Annotated in this window: 15 protein-coding genes and 1 pseudogene; 8 read left to right on the forward strand and 8 right to left on the reverse strand. The window is 33.6% G+C overall.

Going from position 1 to position 20,588, the window contains the following annotated elements; genetic code table 11:
* The first annotated feature begins 122 nt into the window (after positions 1 to 122).
* Positions 123 to 824: a CoA transferase subunit A gene (locus tag ACOOWA_RS03005; protein WP_421373121.1), complete on the forward strand. Its 702-nt coding sequence runs from the start codon at positions 123 to 125 to the stop codon at positions 822 to 824.
* Positions 825 to 984: 160 nt separating this feature from the next.
* On the opposite strand, the gene ACOOWA_RS03010 is transcribed toward ACOOWA_RS03005, so the two are convergent.
* On the reverse strand, positions 985 to 2,778 hold the full coding sequence (locus ACOOWA_RS03010) for an ABC transporter ATP-binding protein (protein ID WP_421373122.1): 1,794 nt from the start codon (positions 2,776 to 2,778) through the stop codon (positions 985 to 987).
* A 121-nt stretch (positions 2,779 to 2,899) separates the two neighbouring features.
* On the opposite strand from ACOOWA_RS03010, the gene ACOOWA_RS03015 reads away from it, so the two are divergent.
* Positions 2,900 to 3,553: a CoA transferase subunit B gene (locus ACOOWA_RS03015; protein WP_421373123.1), complete on the forward strand. Its 654-nt coding sequence runs from the start codon at positions 2,900 to 2,902 to the stop codon at positions 3,551 to 3,553.
* Positions 3,554 to 3,687: 134 nt separating this feature from the next.
* On the opposite strand, the gene ACOOWA_RS03020 is transcribed toward ACOOWA_RS03015, so the two are convergent.
* Positions 3,688 to 4,491 carry a DUF4197 domain-containing protein gene (locus ACOOWA_RS03020; RefSeq protein WP_421373124.1) on the reverse strand — a complete coding sequence of 268 codons (804 nt, stop codon included), beginning with the start codon at positions 4,489 to 4,491 and terminating at the stop codon, positions 3,688 to 3,690.
* A 106-nt stretch (positions 4,492 to 4,597) separates the two neighbouring features.
* On the opposite strand from ACOOWA_RS03020, the gene ACOOWA_RS03025 reads away from it, so the two are divergent.
* The 5 genes from ACOOWA_RS03025 to ACOOWA_RS03045 all read left to right on the forward strand — a co-directional run bounded on the left by ACOOWA_RS03025 (position 4,598) and on the right by ACOOWA_RS03045 (position 12,042).
* Complete coding sequence (locus ACOOWA_RS03025) at positions 4,598 to 6,838, forward strand: beta-N-acetylhexosaminidase (protein ID WP_421373125.1); 2,241 nt, start codon at positions 4,598 to 4,600, stop codon at positions 6,836 to 6,838.
* Between the two features lie 37 nt (positions 6,839 to 6,875).
* Positions 6,876 to 7,871, forward strand: a complete 996-nt coding sequence (locus ACOOWA_RS03030) for an isoaspartyl peptidase/L-asparaginase family protein (RefSeq protein ID WP_421373126.1) — start codon at positions 6,876 to 6,878, stop codon at positions 7,869 to 7,871.
* Positions 7,872 to 8,000: 129 nt separating this feature from the next.
* Positions 8,001 to 8,663, forward strand: a complete 663-nt coding sequence (locus tag ACOOWA_RS03035; RefSeq protein WP_421373127.1) for a copper homeostasis protein CutC — start codon at positions 8,001 to 8,003, stop codon at positions 8,661 to 8,663.
* 177 nt (positions 8,664 to 8,840) lie between these two features.
* On the forward strand, positions 8,841 to 11,327 hold the full coding sequence (locus tag ACOOWA_RS03040; protein ID WP_421373129.1) for a beta-mannosidase: 2,487 nt from the start codon (positions 8,841 to 8,843) through the stop codon (positions 11,325 to 11,327).
* Positions 11,328 to 11,550: 223 nt separating this feature from the next.
* Entirely contained in the window at positions 11,551 to 12,042 is a 492-nt protein-coding gene (locus ACOOWA_RS03045) for a DinB family protein (RefSeq protein WP_421373131.1), read from the forward strand.
* A gap of 177 nt (positions 12,043 to 12,219) precedes the next feature.
* Here ACOOWA_RS03045 and ACOOWA_RS03050 read toward each other — a convergent pair whose 3' ends face one another.
* The 6 genes and pseudogenes from ACOOWA_RS03050 to lptB all read right to left on the reverse strand — a co-directional run.
* A complete protein-coding gene (locus ACOOWA_RS03050) occupies positions 12,220 to 13,170 on the reverse strand; it encodes a helix-turn-helix transcriptional regulator (RefSeq protein WP_421373132.1) in 951 nt (316 codons plus the stop codon).
* Positions 13,171 to 13,354: 184 nt separating this feature from the next.
* Positions 13,355 to 15,079, reverse strand: coding sequence for an ABC transporter ATP-binding protein (locus ACOOWA_RS03055; RefSeq protein ID WP_421374636.1), 1,725 nt, complete (start codon positions 15,077 to 15,079; stop codon positions 13,355 to 13,357).
* Positions 15,080 to 15,256: 177 nt separating this feature from the next.
* Complete coding sequence (locus tag ACOOWA_RS03060; RefSeq protein WP_421373134.1) at positions 15,257 to 15,574, reverse strand: type II toxin-antitoxin system RelE/ParE family toxin; 318 nt, start codon at positions 15,572 to 15,574, stop codon at positions 15,257 to 15,259.
* Positions 15,565 to 15,795: a hypothetical protein gene (locus ACOOWA_RS03065; protein ID WP_421373136.1), complete on the reverse strand. Its 231-nt coding sequence runs from the start codon at positions 15,793 to 15,795 to the stop codon at positions 15,565 to 15,567. Before ACOOWA_RS03065 ends, ACOOWA_RS03060 begins: the two co-directional genes overlap by 10 nt.
* A gap of 400 nt (positions 15,796 to 16,195) precedes the next feature.
* Complete coding sequence (locus ACOOWA_RS03070) at positions 16,196 to 16,783, reverse strand: hypothetical protein (RefSeq protein WP_421373138.1); 588 nt, start codon at positions 16,781 to 16,783, stop codon at positions 16,196 to 16,198.
* A gap of 359 nt (positions 16,784 to 17,142) precedes the next feature.
* A pseudogene (lptB, locus tag ACOOWA_RS03075) lies at positions 17,143 to 17,868 on the reverse strand (LPS export ABC transporter ATP-binding protein); the annotation flags it as partial.
* A gap of 160 nt (positions 17,869 to 18,028) precedes the next feature.
* Between lptB and priA the strand changes: the two are divergent.
* Positions 18,029 to 20,476 carry a replication restart helicase PriA gene (priA, locus tag ACOOWA_RS03080; RefSeq protein WP_421373140.1) on the forward strand — a complete coding sequence of 816 codons (2,448 nt, stop codon included), beginning with the start codon at positions 18,029 to 18,031 and terminating at the stop codon, positions 20,474 to 20,476.
* The last annotated feature ends 112 nt before the right edge of the window (positions 20,477 to 20,588 follow it).

The raw sequence follows: 20,588 nt of genomic DNA on the forward strand, positions 1-20,588 counted from the left end.
ATAATCACTTAAAAAAAACTTAGCGAGCTTTGCGTTGAAATTTACATTTTCTCAAGTAATAAAAACATTTTCAATTTCAAATAAAAATACTAATTTAAGACCTTCAAATTTTATACTTAAAAATGATAGATAAAAGAGTAAAAAATGCGGTCGAAGCAATCGAAGGAATCCAGGACGGAATGACCTTAATGTTGGGCGGATTCGGGCTTTGCGGTATTCCTGAAAATTCAATCAATGCATTGGTAGATAGCGATGTAAAAGATCTGACTTGTATTTCAAATAACGCAGGAGTAGACGATTTTGGTTTAGGATTATTACTTCACAAAAAACAAATCAAGAAAATGATTTCTTCTTATGTTGGAGAAAATGCAGAGTTTGAAAGACAGATGCTTTCTGGCGAATTGGATGTAGAGCTGACTCCACAGGGAACTTTGGCAGAAAAATGCAGGGCTGCACAGGCGGGAATTCCTGCTTTTTATACTCCGGCAGGTTTCGGAACCGAAGTGGCAGAAGGGAAGGAAGTAAAAAATTTCAAAGGAAAACCACATATTTTAGAGCACGCTTACGAAGCAGATTATTCCATCGTAAAAGCCTGGAAAGGGGATTACGCTGGAAATTTGATTTTCAAAGGTTCAGCCCGAAATTTCAATCATCCGATGGCGGGAGCAGGGAAAATCACAATTGCTGAAGTAGAAGAATTGGTTGAGCCGGGAGAATTAGACCCCAACCAGATTCACATTCCGGGAATTATGATTCAGAGAATTTTCCAGGGAGAAAAATTTGAAAAAAGAATTGAACAGAGAACCGTTAGAAAAAGAGACTAAAATTTTTAATGAGTTTCTTAAAAAATAAATACCCCGAAATTAATTTCGGGGTATTTATTTTAGTTATTTAGATTGATATTAATTCATCCAAAATTCCACTCTCTCAGAAAATCTTTTGATTTTCAATCTTATGTGCTCTAAATATTTTCAGCACATTTAACTAAAAACTAATCTTCCTTTCCCCGATTTGCTGTCTCCACATCGCATAATATAATCCTTTCTCTTCAATCAATTTTAAATGCGAACCTGTTTCAATAACTTGCCCACGCTCCAAAACATAAATTCTGTCCGCATGCATAATCGTACTCAATCGATGGGCAATCAGAACCGTAATCTGTTCTTTTTCTTTCGAAATTTCCTTGATGGTTGTTGTTATTTCTTCTTCAGTAATACTGTCCAAAGCAGAAGTTGCTTCATCAAAAATCAAAAGATGCGGTTTTCTTAATAATGCTCTTGCAATAGCAATTCTCTGCTTTTCACCGCCGCTCAGTTTTAATCCGCCTTCACCAATTACGGTTTCAATTCCTTTTTCGGCACGTTCTAAAAGTGCAGTACAGCTCGATTTTTTTAAAGCCAGCTGTAAATCTTCCTCAGTCGCTGAAGGATTCACAAATAAAAGATTTTCACGGATTGTTCCGGCAAAAAGTTGGGTATCCTGCGTTACAAAACCGATTTGATTTCTCAATTCGTCAAAATCAAATTCCTTTCCGTCAACATTATTATAAAATATACTTCCTTCCTGTGGTCTGTATAATCCGACAAGTAATTTGACCAAAGTACTTTTCCCTGAACCGCTTGGCCCCACAAAAGCAATCGTTTCGCCATTTTTTACATCAAAAGAAATAGAATTGATGGCTTTATAATGAGCCGATTGATGCTGAAAAGAAACTTTTTCAAATTTTAAATCTTCAATAGCTCCGATTTTTTTTGGCAGTAAAGGTTTGGGTTCTACTTCTTTTTTCATCACACGGTCAAAATTCTGAAGTGATGCTTCGGCTTCACGATAAGAAATAATGATGTTCCCAATTTCCTGCATCGGTCCGAAAATAAAGAATCCGTAAAACATTAATGATAAATATTGTCCCGGAGTTACAATATTTTTAAATATCAATAATAGCAAAGTGAAGGTGATTACTTGCTGTAGGAAGTTCACCAAAGTCCCTTGTACAAAGCTTAATGAACGGATACTTTTTACTTTTCTCAATTCTAAATTCAGGATTTTGTATGTATTATTATTTAAACGCTCAACTTCCTGATTCGTTAAACCTAAACTTTTTACAATTTCAATGTTTCTGAGACTTTCAGTAGTGCTTCCAGCCAAAGTGGTGGTTTCAGTAACAATATTTTTTTGAATGGTCTTGATTCTTTTACTCAATAAATTTGTAACAACTGCAATGAGAATAATTCCAACAACGTAAACAGGCATAATTGACCAGTGAAGACGAATGGCATATACCGAAACGAAAATTATACTTACCAAAATCCCAAAAAATACATTGATAAAATTGTTAATGAATTTTACAGAATCCTCACGTACTTTAGTTAAAATTGAGAGCGTTTCTCCACTTCTCTGGTCTTCAAATTCCTGGAAAGGCAGTCTCATTGAATGCTGTAAACCGTCTGTGAAGATTTTAGCCCCAAATTTCTGAATAATTACACTCACCACATAGTCCTGGAAAGCTTTTGCAATCCGGCTGATCATGGCAGTTCCAATTAATAATGTTAAAAAGTAAAAAACTCCGTGATAAATATCGGTTCCGTAGAGATATTCATTTAAAGTTCTTGGGATCAGTTTTTCTTTATCAAAGAAATTAGGATGTGTTACGAGTTTATCTAAAATATTTCCTGTAATTGCCGGTGCAAAAAGTGAAAATACCTGATTGATAGATGCTAATAGCAACGATGCGAAGATTAGCCATTTATATGGTTTTAAATAATTTAATAAAATTTTCATTTGTAAAATTAAAAGCCTACAAATTTACGACAATTTGACAAGTAAAATTTACCATAGGATAAGAAAGAAACTATTTCGTAATTCTGAAAAAATGGTTAATTTGGCGGGATAAGATTATGATATGCTAACGAAAGAACAAATTGCACAAAGAATTTCCAGAGAAGTAAAAGACGGGTATTACGTAAATCTAGGAATCGGAATTCCGACATTGGTTGCCAACTACGTTCCGGACAATCTTTCTGTTGAATTTCAGAGTGAAAACGGAGTTTTGGGAATGGGTCCGTTTCCGTTTGAGGGGGAAGAAGATGCAGATATCATCAATGCCGGAAAACAGACGATTACGATTCTCGACGGAGGTTCATTTTTCGATTCAGCATTCAGTTTTGGAATGATTCGTTCACAGAAAGTTGATTTAACAATTTTGGGTGCCATGGAAGTTTCAGAAAACGGAGATATCGCCAATTGGAAAATTCCCGGAAAAATGGTGAAGGGAATGGGCGGCGCAATGGATTTGGTAGCTTCAGCAGAAAATATTATTGTTGCGATGATGCATGTAAACAAAGCAGGAGAAAGCAAAATTCTTAAAAAATGCTCACTTCCATTAACAGGAATCAGCTGTGTAAAAAAAGTAGTAACCGAATTGGCGGTTTTAGATGTAACTCCAGCCGGATTTAAGCTTGTTGAGAGAGCTCCGGGAGTTTCCGTAGAACACATCATCAAATCTACCGAAGCCGACTTAATCATCGAAGGTGAGATTCCTGAAATGCAATTCTAAATAAAACGAAAACCTTGTCGCACCGACAAGGTTTTTTATATTTTCTGTAGTAATAAAAAATTTGTATTAAAAAGGGAATAAGGAACATCATCTTTAATCAATCTTACATCTTTCAAATTTTTAATGTTTCAGTTTTAGTCTTGCGCCCCAAAAACTTTCTGCAAAAGACTCGTCGTTCTCATCACAGAATTATTTCTGATACCGCTTTCTTTTTCGGCAACCATTTTGAAAACTCCGTTGATGGTTTCGTTGGTGACATATTCATTAAGGTCAGTGGAAACGGCTTGTCCGGTCAAAGTGTTGTATTTTGAAATTAACTGAGTCCAGACTTTATCGGCACCTACTTTTCCTAAAGAAGCTTTTACTTTAGGCTGAAAAGCAGTGAAAAGTTGCGATTGTGTTTTGCTCTGTAAATAATTTGTCGCCGAATTGTCGCCTCCCAACAAAATATTTTTAGCATCAGTAATTGTCATAGAAGTGATAGCTTTTGTGAAAATCGGAGCAGATTCTGTCACGGCATCTTCTGCAGCTCTGTTGAGTAATTTTACACCTTGGTCAGCCAAACTTCCTAAACCAAAAGCACGAAGTTTTGTATCAATTACTCTCAGTTTTTCGGGCATTAAAATTTTTACGGCTTCATTTTTCAGGAAGCCGTCAGTAACAGCTAATTTTTTCACGCCTTCAGTTACACCAAGATTTAAAGCTTCTTTTAAACCAGATGAAATTTGTGTTGATGTTAGACTTCCTAAATTGATGGGAGAACTGCTTTTTGGTGATGTTTGCTGAGTTGCTGTTGGAGTAGTTGTGGTTGTTATTTTAGGATTATTCAAATCCACTCCGGTTTGGTTTTTAACAGTTGATTTTATAATATCTAAAATCTGTGCTTGTGTTGAAACAGAGAATAATAATGTAGCTGCTAATAAAATTGTTTTTTTCATCGTCTATTTTTATGCAAAATTAGATATTTTAAAATTGAAATAGTTAAATGATAGACCAAAATTTTCAGAAAATAATTATATTCGCTGAAATCTAATTTCACCAAAAATGAAGCATTTTCTTCTGGTTTTTTCTTTACTCATTTCGGGTTTCTTTTTTTCTCAGACTCAACCGAATTTAATTCCTTATCCGCAAAAAGTTGAGCTTCAGAAAGGGGAATTTATTATTCCAGAGTCATTAAATTTGGCAAATAATTTACCGAAAAAGGAAACTGATTTTTTAAAGAAAAGATTAAATTTAAAATTTACAAATGCCCAAAATCAAGCTGACAATCTTTTATATTCTAAATTAATTGAGAAGGGAAATGTCAATAAGGATTATTATTCAATCGATATTTCGCCAAAACAGATTCTGATAAAGTCGTACACAGATCGAGGATATTTTTTAGCTGTTCAAACTTTGATTCAAATGTTCGAAACTCATAAAAACGGAAAGATTCCGGCTTTAAAAATAGAAGACGAACCAAAATTTGCTTGGCGCGGAATGCATCTCGATGTTTCCCGACATTTTTTCACGGTAGAAGAAGTGAAACAGTATATTGATTATCTTGCAATGTATAAACTGAATACTTTTCATTGGCATCTCACGGACGACCAAGGTTGGAGAATTGAAATTAAAAAATATCCCAAACTTACCCAAATCGGTTCAAAACGTAAAGAATCTATGATTGGTGCTTACGTAGACAATACGTTCGACGGAAAACCGTATGGACCATATTTTTACACACAGGAGCAGATAAAAGAGGTCGTAAATTATGCAACAGAAAGACATATCACCGTAGTTCCCGAAATTGAAATGCCGGGTCACGCTTTGGCAGCACTTTCTGCTTATCCTGAATTGGCGTGTACAAAAGGACCTTTCGAACCTGCAACAAAATGGGGCGTTTTCGACGATGTTTTTTGTCCGAAAGAGGAAACCTTTACTTTTTTAGAAAATGTTTTGGAGGAAGTCATCCAGCTATTTCCTTCACAATATATTCACATTGGTGGTGACGAATGTCCGAAAACCAGATGGAAAGAATGTGCGCATTGTCAGAATTTAATCAAAAAAAATAATCTGAAGGATGAACATGGTTTGCAAAGTTATTTCATCCAGAGAATTGAAAAATATGTAAATTCGAAAGGAAGAAAAATCATTGGCTGGGACGAAATTTTAGAAGGCGGATTGGCACCAAATGCCGCAGTAATGAGCTGGACAGGTATTAAAGGCGGAATCGAAGCTGCAAAAACCAATCATTACGCTGTAATGACGCCGGGAGCATACTGTTATTTTGATCATTATCAGGGAGATCCGGCAACGGAACCAAATGCTTTCGGAGGTTTTACACCTTTGGATAAAGTGTATTCTTACAACCCGATTCCGGCTGAATTAAATGCTGAACAGTCAAAATATATTAAAGGAGTTCAGGCCAATTTATGGACGGAATATATTCTTGATTTTAAACAGGTTCAATACATGATTTTCCCAAGATTATTTGCGCTTTCAGAAGTAGGTTGGGGAACTTCAAAACCTGAAAAATATAAAGAATTTGAAAACAGAGTGGTGGAGCATTTTAAAATTTTAGATCAAATGAACATCAATTACGCAAAAAGTATCTACAATATTGCCGGAAAAGTGATTCCTGATAAAAATGGGGTTTCTTATGAGCTTTCGACTTCACAAGATCCAAACGGAATAAAATTTACAGTTGACGGAAGCGAGCCAAAAGCCAATTCATTTACGTATGAAAATCCAATTTCTATTCAAAAGGAGATGATTATAAAATCTGCTTATTTTGAAAACGGACAATTAAAATCTGCCATTTCTTCTCAAAATTTTACAACATCAAAAACAACAGGAAAAACAATTACTCTAGAACATCAGCCAAGTGAAAATTACTCTTTCGGAGGCGCATTTACGCTGGTTGACGGAATTGTTGGAAATGTGAAACAATTAGGCAAAACATGGTTAGGTTTTCAGGGTAAAGATGTTGTGGCAACAATTAATTTCGGCCGGAAAACTCAGTTTTCGGAAGTATATTTTAATACGTTAGATAATAAAGGAAGCTGGATTCATCTGGCAAAATCTGCTCAGATTTTTGTTTCAGATGACGGCAAGAATTTTAAAATGATCGAAGAAATCGGAAAAGAAGAAATTCTTTCTCAAAAAGGAAAAATCAATATTAAAGTGGGCAGTCAAAACTCAAAATATCTTAAAATTAAAATAGAAAACGCAGGAATTATTCCCATAGGAAATCCGGGAGCCGATTCTAAAGCTTGGCTTTTTGTAGATGAAATCGGGGCAAATTAATTTTTGTTTAAAACCTGTAACTTAATACCTATTAAAAATGAACTCTAGAAGAAAATTTCTAAAAAATACAGCATTAATATCTTCTACATTCTTATTGAATCCCCTAGATTTAATTGCAAAAGAAGTTCCAGAAAACGAAAAAACTTTGGTCAACAAACCCATCGTTCTTTCCACATGGAATTTTGGTTTAAAAGCCAATGAAGAAGCCTGGACAATACTCTCAAAAGGCGGAAGAGCCTTAGATGCTGTAGAAAAAGGTGTGCGTCTTGTTGAAAATGACCCAATGGAAAGAAGTGTAGGTTATGGCGGCCGTCCCGACAGAGACGGAAGGGTTACGCTGGATGCCTGTATTATGGATGAAAATTACAATATCGGTTCGGTTGCAGCTCTGGAAAATATTAAAAACCCAATTTCTGTGGCAAGAGCGGTGATGGAAAAAACGCCTCATGTGATGTTAGTTGGTGACGGAGCTCTGCAATTTGCGGTTTCTCAAGGTTTTAAAAAAGAAAATATTCTTACAGCAGAATCTGAAAAAGAATGGAAAGAATGGCTGAAAGACAGCAAATATCAACCAATCGTCAACATCGAAAATCACGATACTATTGGAATGATTGCTCTTGACGCAAAAGGAAATCTCTCCGGAGCATGCACAACGAGCGGGATGGCTTTTAAAATGCATGGAAGAGTAGGAGATTCACCGATTATTGGTGCAGGTTTATTTGTTGATAATGAGGTAGGTGCGGCGACAGCGACAGGTCATGGTGAGGAAGTTATCAGAACAGTTGGAACTCATCTTGTTGTTGAATTAATGCGTCAAGGCAGAAATCCGCAACAGGCTTGCAAAGAGGCGGTGGAGAGAATTGTAAAGATTACAAAAGCCAGAAACAAAAAATTAAAAGATATTCAGGTAGGTTTTATTGCGATCAATAAAAAAGGAGAATACGGCTCCTATTGTATTCAGAACGGATTTAATTTTGCCGTTTACGATCAAAAAGGAAACCGTCTCGAAAAACCTGAATTTGCTTTAAAGTAAGGAAAGAGCAAGTAAAAAGTAAAAAGAACCAAATGAAAAGTAAAAGATTTTAATTTTAAATCCTTAATCTTAAATCTTTAACACCGAATCCCAATCTCAAATTTCAAACCTCAAATTTCAAATCAACTTATGTTCCTAGAAATCGCCACTTTTGATATTACTTCTGCTGAAATTGCTTTAAATTCTGTTGCCGACAGAATTGAATTCTGCGCAGACATTAATTCAGGCGGAATTACGCCCGATCTTGAAGAATTAAGATATTTAAAAGATAAATATATAAAACCTATTCATGTCATGATTCGACCCGTCGGAGGAAATTTTTTGTACAGTGACAAAGAGTTTATGCAAATGCAGAAAAGTATTGTTGAATTTTCGAAAGCTAATGCAGACGGTTTTGTGTTTGGAATTTTAGATGAAAATCAAGAAATTGATATTGAGAAAAATAAAATTCTGGTTGAATTAGCCAACGGAAAGCCTTGTGTTTTTCATCGTGCAATCGACAGAACCAGAAATATTTTTGAATCCACAGAAAAATTAATTGATCTTGGTTTCAAAGAAATTCTCACTTCAGGTGGAGAAAATTCTGCAGTTGAAGGAAAAGAAAATTTAAAAAAAATGATTGAGGATTATTCTGATGACATCAAAATCTTAATTGGTGGCGGTGTCCGTTCCAGTAATATTTCAGGGCTGAAAAATGTAACTCACGGTAAATATTTTCATTCTTCAGCGGTGTTATCTTATGAATCATTTGCCAATGCAGATGAAATCAAAAAATTAAAAGTTAATTTGTAGCTATTGATTTTTAATTAAATTATTTCAATAAATATGCGCTCATTTTATCATCCTGAAAGGATTTAGGCAAGGTTTGTAATATTTATAACACTGAAAAATTACTTATTATTTTTATTGGTAATATCCTTTCAGGATGACAAACTGTATGTTCAGATCTTATTTAAAATCAAATTACTGATGAACAAAATATTACTTCTTACTTTACTTCTCATTCAAATATTAGTTAACGCACAATTTTCAGAACGAAATTTATCTTCTGAAAAATGGCAATTCAAAAATGCTAAAGAAAATAAATGGTTTACTGCTGTAGTGCCTGGAACAGTGCATTTGGATTTGATGAATAACAAAATTATTCCCGATCCCTATAAAGATGAAAACGAAAAAAAAGTTCAGTGGATTGAAAATGAAGACTGGGATTATCAGACTTTCTTCAAAATTTCTTCAAAAGAATTAAAAAACCAAAATATTGATTTGATTTTTGATGGATTGGATACTTTTTCAGAAATTTATTTAAACGGGAAACTGTTACAATCTACAGATAATATGTTCAGAAAATGGACAATTTCAGTAAAGAAAAATTTAAAAATTGGCGAAAATATTTTACAGATTAAATTTAAATCTTCGGTAAATATAGGAAAAGATTTAGCGAAAAAAATTCCTTTTACAACACCTGAATCTCCCAGAAGTTTTGTCAGAAAAGCACAGTATCAGTTTGGTTGGGATTGGGGACCGAGATTGGTTACAGCAGGAATCTGGAAGGATATAAAATTGAATTTTTGGAATCAGGCAAAAATTGAAAATATAAAAATCGAGCAGAAAAAAATATCAAAAGAAGTTGCAAATTTGGTTTTTCATACGGAAATTTTTGTCGAGAAAGAAGGTGATTATTCAGTAAGTGTTAATAGTATCTTTAAAGATTATAATTTAACAAAGGGAAAGAATTTAATATCAATTCCGTTTGATATAAAAACTCCCAAATTGTGGCAACCGAATGGCTTGGGAAATGCCTATTCTTATCAATTTGCTCTTTCTCTATTAAACAGAAATACAATTCTCGATCAGAAACTTGTTGATACCGGAATTAGAACTGTAGAATTAATTCAGCAAAAAGACGAAAAAGGAAAATCTTTTTATTTTAAAGTCAACGGAAATCCGATATATGCAAAAGGAACAAATTGGATTCCTTCCGATAGTTTTACACCAAGAATTACCAAAGAAAAGTATGAAAAGCTCATCAGAGACTGCAAAGAGGCCAATATGAATATGATTCGGGTTTGGGGTGGCGGAATTTACGAAGATGATGAATTTTACAAAGCTTGCGACGAAAACGGGATTTTGGTTTGGCAGGATTTTATGTTTGCAGGAAGTTTTTATCCGGCTGATGAAAATTTTCAGAAAAATGTAGAATTGGAAGTCAAAGATCAGGTTGAAAGACTGCAAAATCATCCTTCATTGGCATTATGGTGCGGAAATAATGAAATTGATGAGGCTATTGTTAACTGGGGATACCAAAAACAATTCAAATATTCAAAAGAAGATTCTCTGCAGGTTTGGAAAGATTATAAGAAAATTTTTCATGAAGTAATTCCGGAAGCGATTAAAAGATATGCGTCAAATGATAAGCAGATTTATTGGGAAAGTTCGCCATCCATCGGTTGGGGTCACAAAGAGAGTTTAACTGAAGGCGATTCTCATTATTGGGGCGTTTGGTGGGGCGAGCAACCGTTTGAGATTTTTAATGAAAAAGTTCCGCGATTTGCTTCTGAATACGGTTTTCAGGGAATGCCGACTTTGGAAACAACAAATTCAATGTTTTCAGGAAAACCAAATTTAAGTTTACAAAACGAAACGATAAAAGCGCACGAAAAGCATTCCAGAGGTTGGGATATCATTGATTTGTATATGAAACGAGATTATAAAATTCCTAAGGATTTTGTGAAATACAATTATGTTTCACAATTGCTTCAGGCTCGGGGAATGCAGATTGCGATTGAAGCGCATCGCCGCAAAAAACCTTACAATATGGGAACGTTATATTGGCAGCTCAATGATTGTTGGCCGGTTGTTTCGTGGTCGTCCATTGATTATTTAGGAAACTGGAAAGCGTTGCATTATCAGGTAAAAAGAAGTTTTGAAAATGTGGTAATTTTAACAGAAGAAAAAGACGGAATTCTAAATTTTTACGGAATAAATGATGGTTTGAAAACATTTGATGAGGTTTTTGTTGAGATTGAAGCCATTGATTTTAATGGTAAGGTAATCAATAAAATTATAAGTGTTCCAGATGGAAAAGGTTTAGAAGAAATCATAAAATTTAACCCGATTAAAATTGAAAACCTGATTCCAGATTCCAATAAGAATGAAGTGTTTTTGAAACTAACTTTAAAAGATAAAGACGAAAAAATCATTGCTCAAAACAATTATTTCTTCACAAAACCGAAAGATTTAAAATTATCAGAACCCAATATTCAAATTAAAAAAATCTCTTCAACAGAGATCGAAATTTCCACAGATGTTTTGGCGAAAGACGTTTATTTAATAGGAAATACGCATTTTAGTGATAATTTCTTCGATTTATTACCGAAAATCTCAAAGAAAATTAAGCTTACAGAATCTTTGGAAAAAGTTGAGGTGATCAGCTTATGGAATGCGATGAATGAATAAAAAAGACCGGTTAAAAAACCGGTCTGATTCAAAAATTTATCTACCTCTACATTATTTGCAATTAAAACATTTGTGTATAGGATATCATTGTAACGTGAGAAATATGTATTTATTTTAAAAATTTCAAAAACATTTTTTCAAACTTTAAAATCCTACTGACAAACTGTTGTCATAAACCGTGATTACCTTTGTATCAACATTAACAAATAAAACAAATTACGTTATGACAACTACCGCAACAGCAACTAAGAATTTTATTTCTACAGCACAGTTATTAGAACATTGGCAAGGTCACAGAAACTTGACGAGGAGAGTAATCGAAGCTTTTCCTGAGAAAGAATTATTTGAATTTTCAATTGGTGGAATGAGACCTTTTGCCAAATTGGCAGTGGAATTAATAAGCATTGCAGGTCCGGCTTTGAAAGGAATCGTAGACGCACAAGTTGAAGAGTTTTCTGAAGAAGCTTTTAAACCAAAAACCAAAGAGGAACTTCTCGCAAAATGGGATTCTGAAACGGAAGTAATCAACCATTATTTCAATCAGATCTCTGAAGAAAGATTTCAGGAAACATTCAATTTATTCGGGCAATATGAATTTCCGGTGTATCAGAATATTCTCTATTTTATTGACAATGAAGTTCATCATCGTGGACAGGGCTTTACCTATTTAAGAGCTTTGGGAATTGAACCCCCGTTTTTCTGGGAAAGATTCTAATGTCGCCACGAATGTACAAATAATTTCTCCCACAGATTTCCCAGATTTACACGGATGATAGAGAATATTTTTATTATCTCTCACAGATTTTGAAGATGAAACAGATTTAAAATCTGTGAAGATCTGTGGACTCCGTGGGAGATTTTTTTCAACCACGAATTAACGAATATTTTAAATTTAAAGATTTTTTGAAACTTTTGAGATTAAATCTTTTATGGTTATTTTCAAAAATTCAGGTTCGATGATTTTGGCGTAGTCGGCGAAAGTGATGAGCCAACGGGGAAATCCTTCGTCGATCCAATCGGTTTCAAAAGTCATTTCTGTTCCGTTTTCAGTTTCTTTTTCTTCAGTTAAACCATAGTAAACTTTTGAATTATTGAGATGTCCGATAATTTTGGGATCAACCAAAAGTTTCACGATGGTTTTATTTCCATTGGGATTTTGGCGATAGTCATTAATTTGTCCGTATTCCTGGAAATAAGGGTTTTGAGTTTTTGTGATGCTTAAAATTCTGTCGATTCTAAATTGTCTGAAATCATTTCTCAGCGTACAATAAGCAATCATATACCAATAATTGAATTCAAAAAATACACCGACAACTTCAATTGTTCTTTTAGAAATTTTGTCGTCAACTGTTTTATATTCTATTAAAATCTGCTGCTTTTCTGCAATACTTTCCAGAATTGTGGGAATAATATTTTTTATCGTGTCTTCTTTTTTCGGATTGTAATTGTAAATTCCAATTTGATTTTCAATGTTTTGAATTAAGTTTTTATCTGAATTTCTCAACACCGAACGTACTTTTTCCATTGCGGTCTGATAATGATTTCCCAGACTTTCGTGTGAAAATTTCTGCATCAGTTTTTCGGCGGTAATAAAACTTAGAACTTCTTCTTTAGTGAACATGACGGGTGGAAGTTTGTAGCCATCCATCAGAGAATATCCGCTTCCGGCCTCGCCAATAATGGGAATCCCTGCATTTTCCAGAGTTTTTACGTCACGGTAAATAGTTCTTACGCTCACCTCAAATTTTTCTGCCAAATCCTGTGCTCTTACAATCGGTTTTGATTGCAGTTGTGTAAGAATGGCGGTAACGCGGTCGAGTTTTTTTAGGTAATGGTCGTTCATTATTATACAAATGTGGTCTGAAAATTTTTAAACCCATTAAGATGTATTAAGTTGTTAAGTTGGGTTAAGAAATTATCTGAAGATATTCATTAAGCGAACTGCTTAATTCAGATTTATCTGAAACTTAAAAAAATCTTATCAACTAAAATAACTTATTGGTTCAAATTATCGGTAAATTATTACATTAATTCTTAAATGTATTGATCAATTTATCCAGATTCAAACTCCTTGCGGAAGCATCAAAAATTTCTTTGTAAGTTCCATTCATCTGTACCAGTTCATCGTGAGTTCCGCTTTCTACAACATGTCCTTTTTTCATGACATAAATTTTATCTGAATCTAAGATCTGTGAAAGAGAATGTGAAATAATCACAACAGTTCTGCCTTCTTTTATGGCATCCAAAGAATTTTTAATCTGTTCCGTTGCGATGGCGTCCAAACTTGCAGTTGGCTCATCAAGGAAAATGATAGGTGGATTTTTCAGAAATAATCTTGCGATGGCAATTCTCTGCTGTTGTCCTCCGGAAAGTTGGGTGGCATCGTGCTGATACTGTTCAGGAAGATCTAAAATTTGTTCGTGAAGATATGCTTTTTTTGCAGCTTCTTCGATTTCTTCAAAACCTGCATTCATATTTCCGTAACGGATGTTGTCTTCAATACTTCCCTGGAAAATGTGGTTTTTCTGTAATACCAATCCTAAATCGTCACGCAAAAAAGTGTTGTTGTATTGGCTTAAATTAACTTTATCTAAAATAATTTCACCAGAATCGGGAAGATAAAATTTACACAAAAGATTGATAATTGTTGATTTTCCGGCACCACTCAATCCGACTAAAGCAGTAGTTTTTCCGTTTTCAAAAGTCATCGAAACATTGTTGAGTGCTTTTGTTCCATTTGGATAAGTAAAATCCACATTTCTAAGTTCAAAATTACCCTGAATTTTATTTTCTACAAAAGTTCCGTTGGGTTCTTCTTCGTTTTCGGCATTTAAAATCTCAAAGTAACCTTCCGCATAAATCATCGCATCGTTCATATCATCATAAATTCTGTGAAGCTGACGAATGGGAGACGAAACATTATTAAAAAGCATAATGTGGAGCATGATTGCACCGATGGTCATCTTTTGGTCTAAAACGAGATAAACCGTCAGAAGAATAATTAAAACAACTCCAAACTGCTCGATAAATGTTTTTAAACCGTCATAAATGAAACTCGTTTTTCGTGTAAACATCTGGCTGTCCATCAACTGCATTTGCAGATCGTACTGTTTTTTGCCTTCAAATTTTTCGCGGACAAAACTTTTAATTACCATAATGGAATTGATTAAATTTAAAAGTCCTGAAGTTTTCTGTTCACGCTGATTTCTCAACCTTCTTCTTACGCCACCCAATTTTTTAGCCTGTAACGAGCTTATATAAAAGTAAATGGGAACTATAACCGTAGAAACCAAACCGACGTAAACATTCTGCAAATACATAATAATCAAAGCTATAAATGCATTTGAAAACAACGGAAGCATATCGATGAAAAAATTTTGAACGAGTCTTGTTAAACTTTCAATTCCACGGTCGATTCTTGTCTGCAGTTTTCCGGATGCATGATTTTCATCATTGAAATAAGCAACTCTGTACGTAAGAATCTTGTCAATTGCCGATTGTGCCAAAACTGAACTTACATTTATCCTGATTTTCTCACCATAGAATTTTTGTCCGAAATTGATGAAGATATTCAGCAATTCTTTTCCCAATAAAATAATCGAAATGAGAATTAAAATATGAATTCCTTTCCGCATCGGATTGGGTAAATGAGTTAGTTTTGTCACTTCATCCACCGTATATTTTAAAACTAAAGGGTTTACCTGAGCTGCCAAAGCACCAAGAAAAGTGAGAAACAAAGTTCCGTAAATCATCGGCCGGTAAGGTTTTATGAATGGAACCAACTGCCTGTAAATCCCGAATAATGTAACTGTTCTGTTAAAAGGTTTTGCCATGATTTATTTTAAATGAAAAACGTACCGTTTCTGTGAAAAAAAGGTACGTTCTATTAAATTTTTTAGGATGGAAAATTTATAAAGTATAAATTCCAGCTATTTGCTTCTTGTTATTTTTTCAGGATATTGCCTAACATCGAAAACATCCACTATTTCAATCCGTTTCTTTTCTTTGTTAAACCAATAAATGATTTTGTAACTTTTAAAAACTAAATACCTGAATTCTTGTTTTTGGTCATGTAAAAGTTCTTCTTTTTGTCCAATTTTACTCTGAAATTCTAGTGAGTTTGTTTTTAAAACGATTCCTTCAACTAAATTTTGAGCGATCTGTAAGCTTGTTTTTTCTCTGTAATACCTAAAAATTTTCCTTAATTCTTTTTTTGCAAAATCTGTCCAGAATATTTTTATTGCCATTGCTTAATTTCAGAAAGTAATTCATTAGATTCAATAATGCTTTCATTTTTAGAATCTTGCATAGATTCATCAATTCTTGAGTTAAATTCATCAATTGTAAATGAAATAAACTCATCTTCATTATTCGTTTTCAATAATTTTTCCAGGCGAGAGATCAATTCCTCATTTTTTACCTTCAAAAACTCCTGAATAAATTCTAATTTTCTGCTTTGAATGTCCATTTAGTATTCTTATATTCAAATTTACAAATATTATTTATATAAAAGATAATCGAGATGTTATATTGTTATAAGTGAATTAGTTGAAAAATAAAATCAACAACAGTTAAGGTTTTACAGAAGTAAAAACTGTTTGTAAATCCCGAATAAAGTAACTTTTCTGTTAAAAGGTTTTGCCATGATTTAGTTTAAATGAAAAACGTACCGTTTCTGTGAAAAAAAGGTACGTTCTATTAAATTTTTCAGCAAGTACTTTAGGCTATTCGATGAAAACTTTTTTGAACCTTTAAGGCAGTTAATTTGTTAAGAATTTCTATGCTTGAGATTTTTTTAGCTTTACGGATGTGAATCATTAAGATTAGTGCTTTAATAATTTTTTACATGTAAAATTAATAGAGATACTTTAATTATGATTTTTTAAACTGCCATCATCATTAATAAACTTAAACTGATAATTTTGAGTAATAATTATTCCTCCAATTTGTATAAATGTTCCAAACATACCAATCCAATTTTCTACATCTACTTCTTTTTCTGTATCCCATCTGATTATTCCGGCATTACAATGATTTGTTTTATCAAGAACTACTCCATATTCATTGTTCAATAAAACTTTAGTTCCGGGAATAAAATCATCATCTAATTTCCAGGTAGCTACAATATCAAAAATCTGAGAACCTAGTTCAATTCCTTTAGATCCAGTAAATTCGCTCCATTCTTTATTTGGTTTAAACCAATTCCAAATCTTTGTAAATTCTGCAATATTGTCTCCTTCTACTTCATAAATTTCCTCAATAAAAATATTTTTAAACTTTAAGAATTTTATGTCTGAATTTGTTGAAGCAACTGCTTGAATCAAATCTTCAGCTTGATGTAATAATGTAAAAAGGCTTTCGAGTTGATGTTTTTCAACATATTCAATTTTAGAAAGACCGTTTGTTTTAGAATAAATGGTAGTTTTCTTTTTATTAAATAAATTTTTAAATAACATTTTTTGCAAGAATTAATTACATTTTACCCCTCAAAAACATACGTCGTCAGATAATGTAATTCATTTTTGCTTGCTGCTTTAGAATTTGCTTCTGCTTGCTCCAAAGAATAATTGGAGTTGATTTCTTTTTTCTGGAAAACAAAAGAATTATTGGCGTTTTTATCAACAACATCATTAAAAATATGCTGAATTTCAGAATTTACGAGTGACGAAAAACTGATGTCTTCAAAACCATACATCAATCTTAAATCATCAAACTGAGCAAAATTTTCCTCTACAAAACTCTGCAATTGAGATTTAGAATCGAAATTTCCAGCCCAAATATTATACGCATAACTTTTTTTACTCGGCTTGTCAAAAATACTTTGATAAACGAAGTTTTCTCCCAAATACGCCTCTCTTACTTGTGGATCATTTGCCAAATCTTCAGGAAGACCTTCTTTCAGGATCTTTCCTTCAAACATAATGTAGGTCTTGTTGGTGATGGCTAAAGTTTGCTGTACATTATGGTCGGTAATCAGAATTCCGATGTTTTTATCGGTTAAACTTCTTACAATTTTCTGAATATCTTCCACAGCAATCGGGTCAACCCCCGCAAAAGGCTCATCCAGAAGAATGAAACTCGGGTCGGTTGCCAAACATCTTGCAATCTCGGTTCTACGTCTTTCCCCTCCGGAAAGAAGATCTCCTCTGTTTTTACGAACGTGTTGCAAAGAAAATTCCTCAATCAGCTCATCACATTTTATCTGTTGCTCTCTTTTTGAGAGTTTTGTCAGTTGTAAAACACCCATAATGTTTTCCTCCACAGATAGTTTTCTGAAAATAGAAGCTTCCTGAGCAAGGTAACCAATACCTTTTTGGGCACGGCGATACATCGCATCGGTTGTGATTTCCTGTTTATCGAGGAAAATTTTTCCTGAAGTAGGCTTCACCAAACCTACGATCATATAAAATGAAGTGGTTTTTCCGGCTCCGTTCGGACCAAGCAAACCTACAATTTCTCCCTGCTGAACCTGTACAGAAACGCCTTTTACAACTTTTTTGGGACCGTATTCTTTAATTAAGTTTTCTCCTCGTAAAATCATAGTCGCAAAGATAAAGTTTTTTTGAATTAGAAATTTATTAGGAATGTCTGACTTATTTAATTTATGAATATTTTAATACAAATTTTAATTATTAAAAAACCAACATAACTTTTTTGTGTTTAAATAAAGAAAAATCTAATTTTACACTTTAATTATTCCCTTGCAGTACGCTCAGATTATTTTACCGCTCAATTTAAAAGGAACTTTTACTTATAAAGTTCCTGAAGAATTATTTTCAACAATCCAACCCGGGATGAGGGTTTTGGTGCAGTTTGGCGGAAAAAAAATCTACACTGGAATTGTTTTTGAGCTGCACGATGAAGAACCGACCCAATTTGATCCGAAGGAAGTCATCAGTATTTTAGACGAACAGCCTATTTTGCCGTCAGAACAAATTAAGTTCTGGAAGTGGCTTTCAGATTATTATTTGTGCAATTTGGGTGAGATTTACAGATTTGCTTTTCCGTCTTCTTTAAAACTGGAAAGTGAAACTTATCTTAAATTAAAGCCAAACGTTACTGTTGAATTTGAGAATCTGGATGTCAACGAAATGTACCTTATTCAGGCATTGGAAGTGCGACAGCTGATTAATTTGACAGATATCGAAGCTTTTATTCCTAAAAAAGATATTATTAAAACCATCAATTCACTGATTGATTTACAATACATTGAAATTGATGAAAAAATTGCTGAAAAATACAAAGCAAAAGAAGTTGCTTATGTGAAAATCACTGATGAGGTTTTAAAAAATAATAATCTTACCGAGGTTCTTTTAAGTCTAAAAAGAGCACAGAAACAGAAAGACCTTTTTCTTCATATCTTAGAAAAACAGACCGAAAATCCTGATTTGCTTATTAAAAAATCAGAATTGTTTGAAGACGGGTATTTTGCCGGATCACATTTTAAATCTTTGGCAGATAAAAATCTTGTTGAAGAATATTACATGCAGAAAGACCGTATTGAAAGTTACGAAGGTGAAATTGAAGAGGTTGAAGAGCTTACAGAAATTCAGAAATCTGCAAAAACTGAAGTGGATGAAGCCTTTGAGGAAGGTAAAAATGTTTTGCTTCATGGCGTTACGTCATCCGGAAAAACGCATATTTATTTAGAGAAAATTGAAGAATGTATTTCGAAAGGTAAAAATGTGTTGTTTTTGCTTCCTGAAATTTCTTTAACGAAACAAATTACTCAGCGGTTAGAAAAAAAATACGGAAGGCAGCTTGGTTTTTATCATCAGAAACTAACTGATTTTGAAAAGGTTGAAGTCTGGAGAAGAATTAAAAATAACGACATTAGAATCCTTATTGCGACAAGAAATTCTCTGTTTTTGCCGTATCAGAATTTAGGGTTGATTGTGGTGGATGAAGAGCATGATTCCGGATATAAACCGAGAGAAGTTTCTCCGTTTTTCAATGCGAAAGATGCAGCTTTGGTTGTGGCGAATTTTTATGGTGCAAATGTGATTTTAGGTTCGGCAACACCTTCTGTGGAAAGTTATTATTTAGCCCGAAAAGAAAAATTAAAATATGTATTTCTAAATGAAAGATTCGGAAATGTAAAGCTTCCTGAATTCGAACTGATAAATTTTAAAGAAGCCCAGGATTCCAAGAAAGTTTCGGGTAACTTTTCTTTGAGACTAATTGATGAAATCAAAAAAACTTTAGAAGAGAAAAATCAGACGATGATTCTTCACAACCGACGAGGTTATGCCAGTGTTTTGGAATGTGAATCTTGCGGTTACGTCAATTACTGCTCCAATTGTGATGTGGTAATGACGTATCACAAAGCTGCCAATGAAATGAAATGTCATTATTGCGGACAGAGAGCGTCAAAACCGAAAGCCTGTCCAAAATGTTATTCTGAAAACCTGAACGAAAGAGGAGTGGGAGTAGAGCAGATACATGAAGAAATTTCAAAAATTTTTACTGAAAGTGAAGTCGACAGAATGGATGTTGATTCTATGCGGAAAAAGTTTGCTTACGAAAAATTATACGAGAAAATCGAGGACAGGGAAACCGATATCATCGTCGGAACTCAAATGATTTCAAAAGGTCTGGATTTTGATCATATCGAATTGGTGGCAATTCCAAAAGCGGATTCTATGCTATATGTGCAGGATTTTAGAGCAGAAGAAAGAGCCTATCAATTAATCACTCAGGTTTCCGGAAGAGCGGGAAGGGTTTCCGGAAAAGGCAGAATTTTAATTCAGACTTTTAATCCTGATCATTCTGTTTTTCAGTTGATTAAAATGAATAATATTTCTAAAATTTATAAATATTTTCTCACAGAAAGACAAAAATTCAATTATCCGCCTTTCACAAAATTAATCATGATCGAACTGAAACACCGAAGAGACGATAAAGTGAATCGTGCTTCACAGTTTTTAGGCTCAATTTTAAGAAAATATCTTCCCGAAGATTGCATATTGGGTCCTGAAAGAGCACAGATTGCACGACTAAACAATTTATATCAATTCCAGATTTTACTAAAGCTTCCGAGAGGTAAAAACTATGAGAAATTTAAAGGTTTGGTTTTATTAAGTTTAAAAGAATTTGACGAAATCACTGCATATCAAAGTATTAAAAAAGATATATTTGTAGATTTTTAACAAAATTTAACAAACTTTATATTGTTTTATAACAGTCTACTGAACTACCCTACAACAATAATTTCTACATTTGGGCGTTGATTATATGTTTGGGTTTTTATTGATGATTTAA

It is taken from the genome of Chryseobacterium sp. GP-SGM7, assembly GCF_049166575.1.
Classification (GTDB): Bacteria; Bacteroidota; Bacteroidia; order Flavobacteriales; family Weeksellaceae; genus Chryseobacterium.

Coding starts and splice junctions, on each gene's coding strand:
- ACOOWA_RS03005 (WP_421373121.1), top strand. CDS start 123: ATGATAGATAAAAGAGTAAAAAATGCGGTCGAAGCAATCGAAGGAATC.
- ACOOWA_RS03010 (WP_421373122.1), bottom strand. CDS start 2,778: ATGAAAATTTTATTAAATTATTTAAAACCATATAAATGGCTAATCTTC.
- ACOOWA_RS03015 (WP_421373123.1), top strand. CDS start 2,900: ATGCTAACGAAAGAACAAATTGCACAAAGAATTTCCAGAGAAGTAAAA.
- ACOOWA_RS03020 (WP_421373124.1), bottom strand. CDS start 4,491: ATGAAAAAAACAATTTTATTAGCAGCTACATTATTATTCTCTGTTTCA.
- ACOOWA_RS03025 (WP_421373125.1), top strand. CDS start 4,598: ATGAAGCATTTTCTTCTGGTTTTTTCTTTACTCATTTCGGGTTTCTTT.
- ACOOWA_RS03030 (WP_421373126.1), top strand. CDS start 6,876: ATGAACTCTAGAAGAAAATTTCTAAAAAATACAGCATTAATATCTTCT.
- ACOOWA_RS03035 (WP_421373127.1), top strand. CDS start 8,001: ATGTTCCTAGAAATCGCCACTTTTGATATTACTTCTGCTGAAATTGCT.
- ACOOWA_RS03040 (WP_421373129.1), top strand. CDS start 8,841: ATGAACAAAATATTACTTCTTACTTTACTTCTCATTCAAATATTAGTT.
- ACOOWA_RS03045 (WP_421373131.1), top strand. CDS start 11,551: ATGACAACTACCGCAACAGCAACTAAGAATTTTATTTCTACAGCACAG.
- ACOOWA_RS03050 (WP_421373132.1), bottom strand. CDS start 13,170: ATGAACGACCATTACCTAAAAAAACTCGACCGCGTTACCGCCATTCTT.
- ACOOWA_RS03055 (WP_421374636.1), bottom strand. CDS start 15,079: ATGATTTACGGAACTTTGTTTCTCACTTTTCTTGGTGCTTTGGCAGCT.
- ACOOWA_RS03060 (WP_421373134.1), bottom strand. CDS start 15,574: ATGGCAATAAAAATATTCTGGACAGATTTTGCAAAAAAAGAATTAAGG.
- ACOOWA_RS03065 (WP_421373136.1), bottom strand. CDS start 15,795: ATGGACATTCAAAGCAGAAAATTAGAATTTATTCAGGAGTTTTTGAAG.
- ACOOWA_RS03070 (WP_421373138.1), bottom strand. CDS start 16,783: ATGTTATTTAAAAATTTATTTAATAAAAAGAAAACTACCATTTATTCT.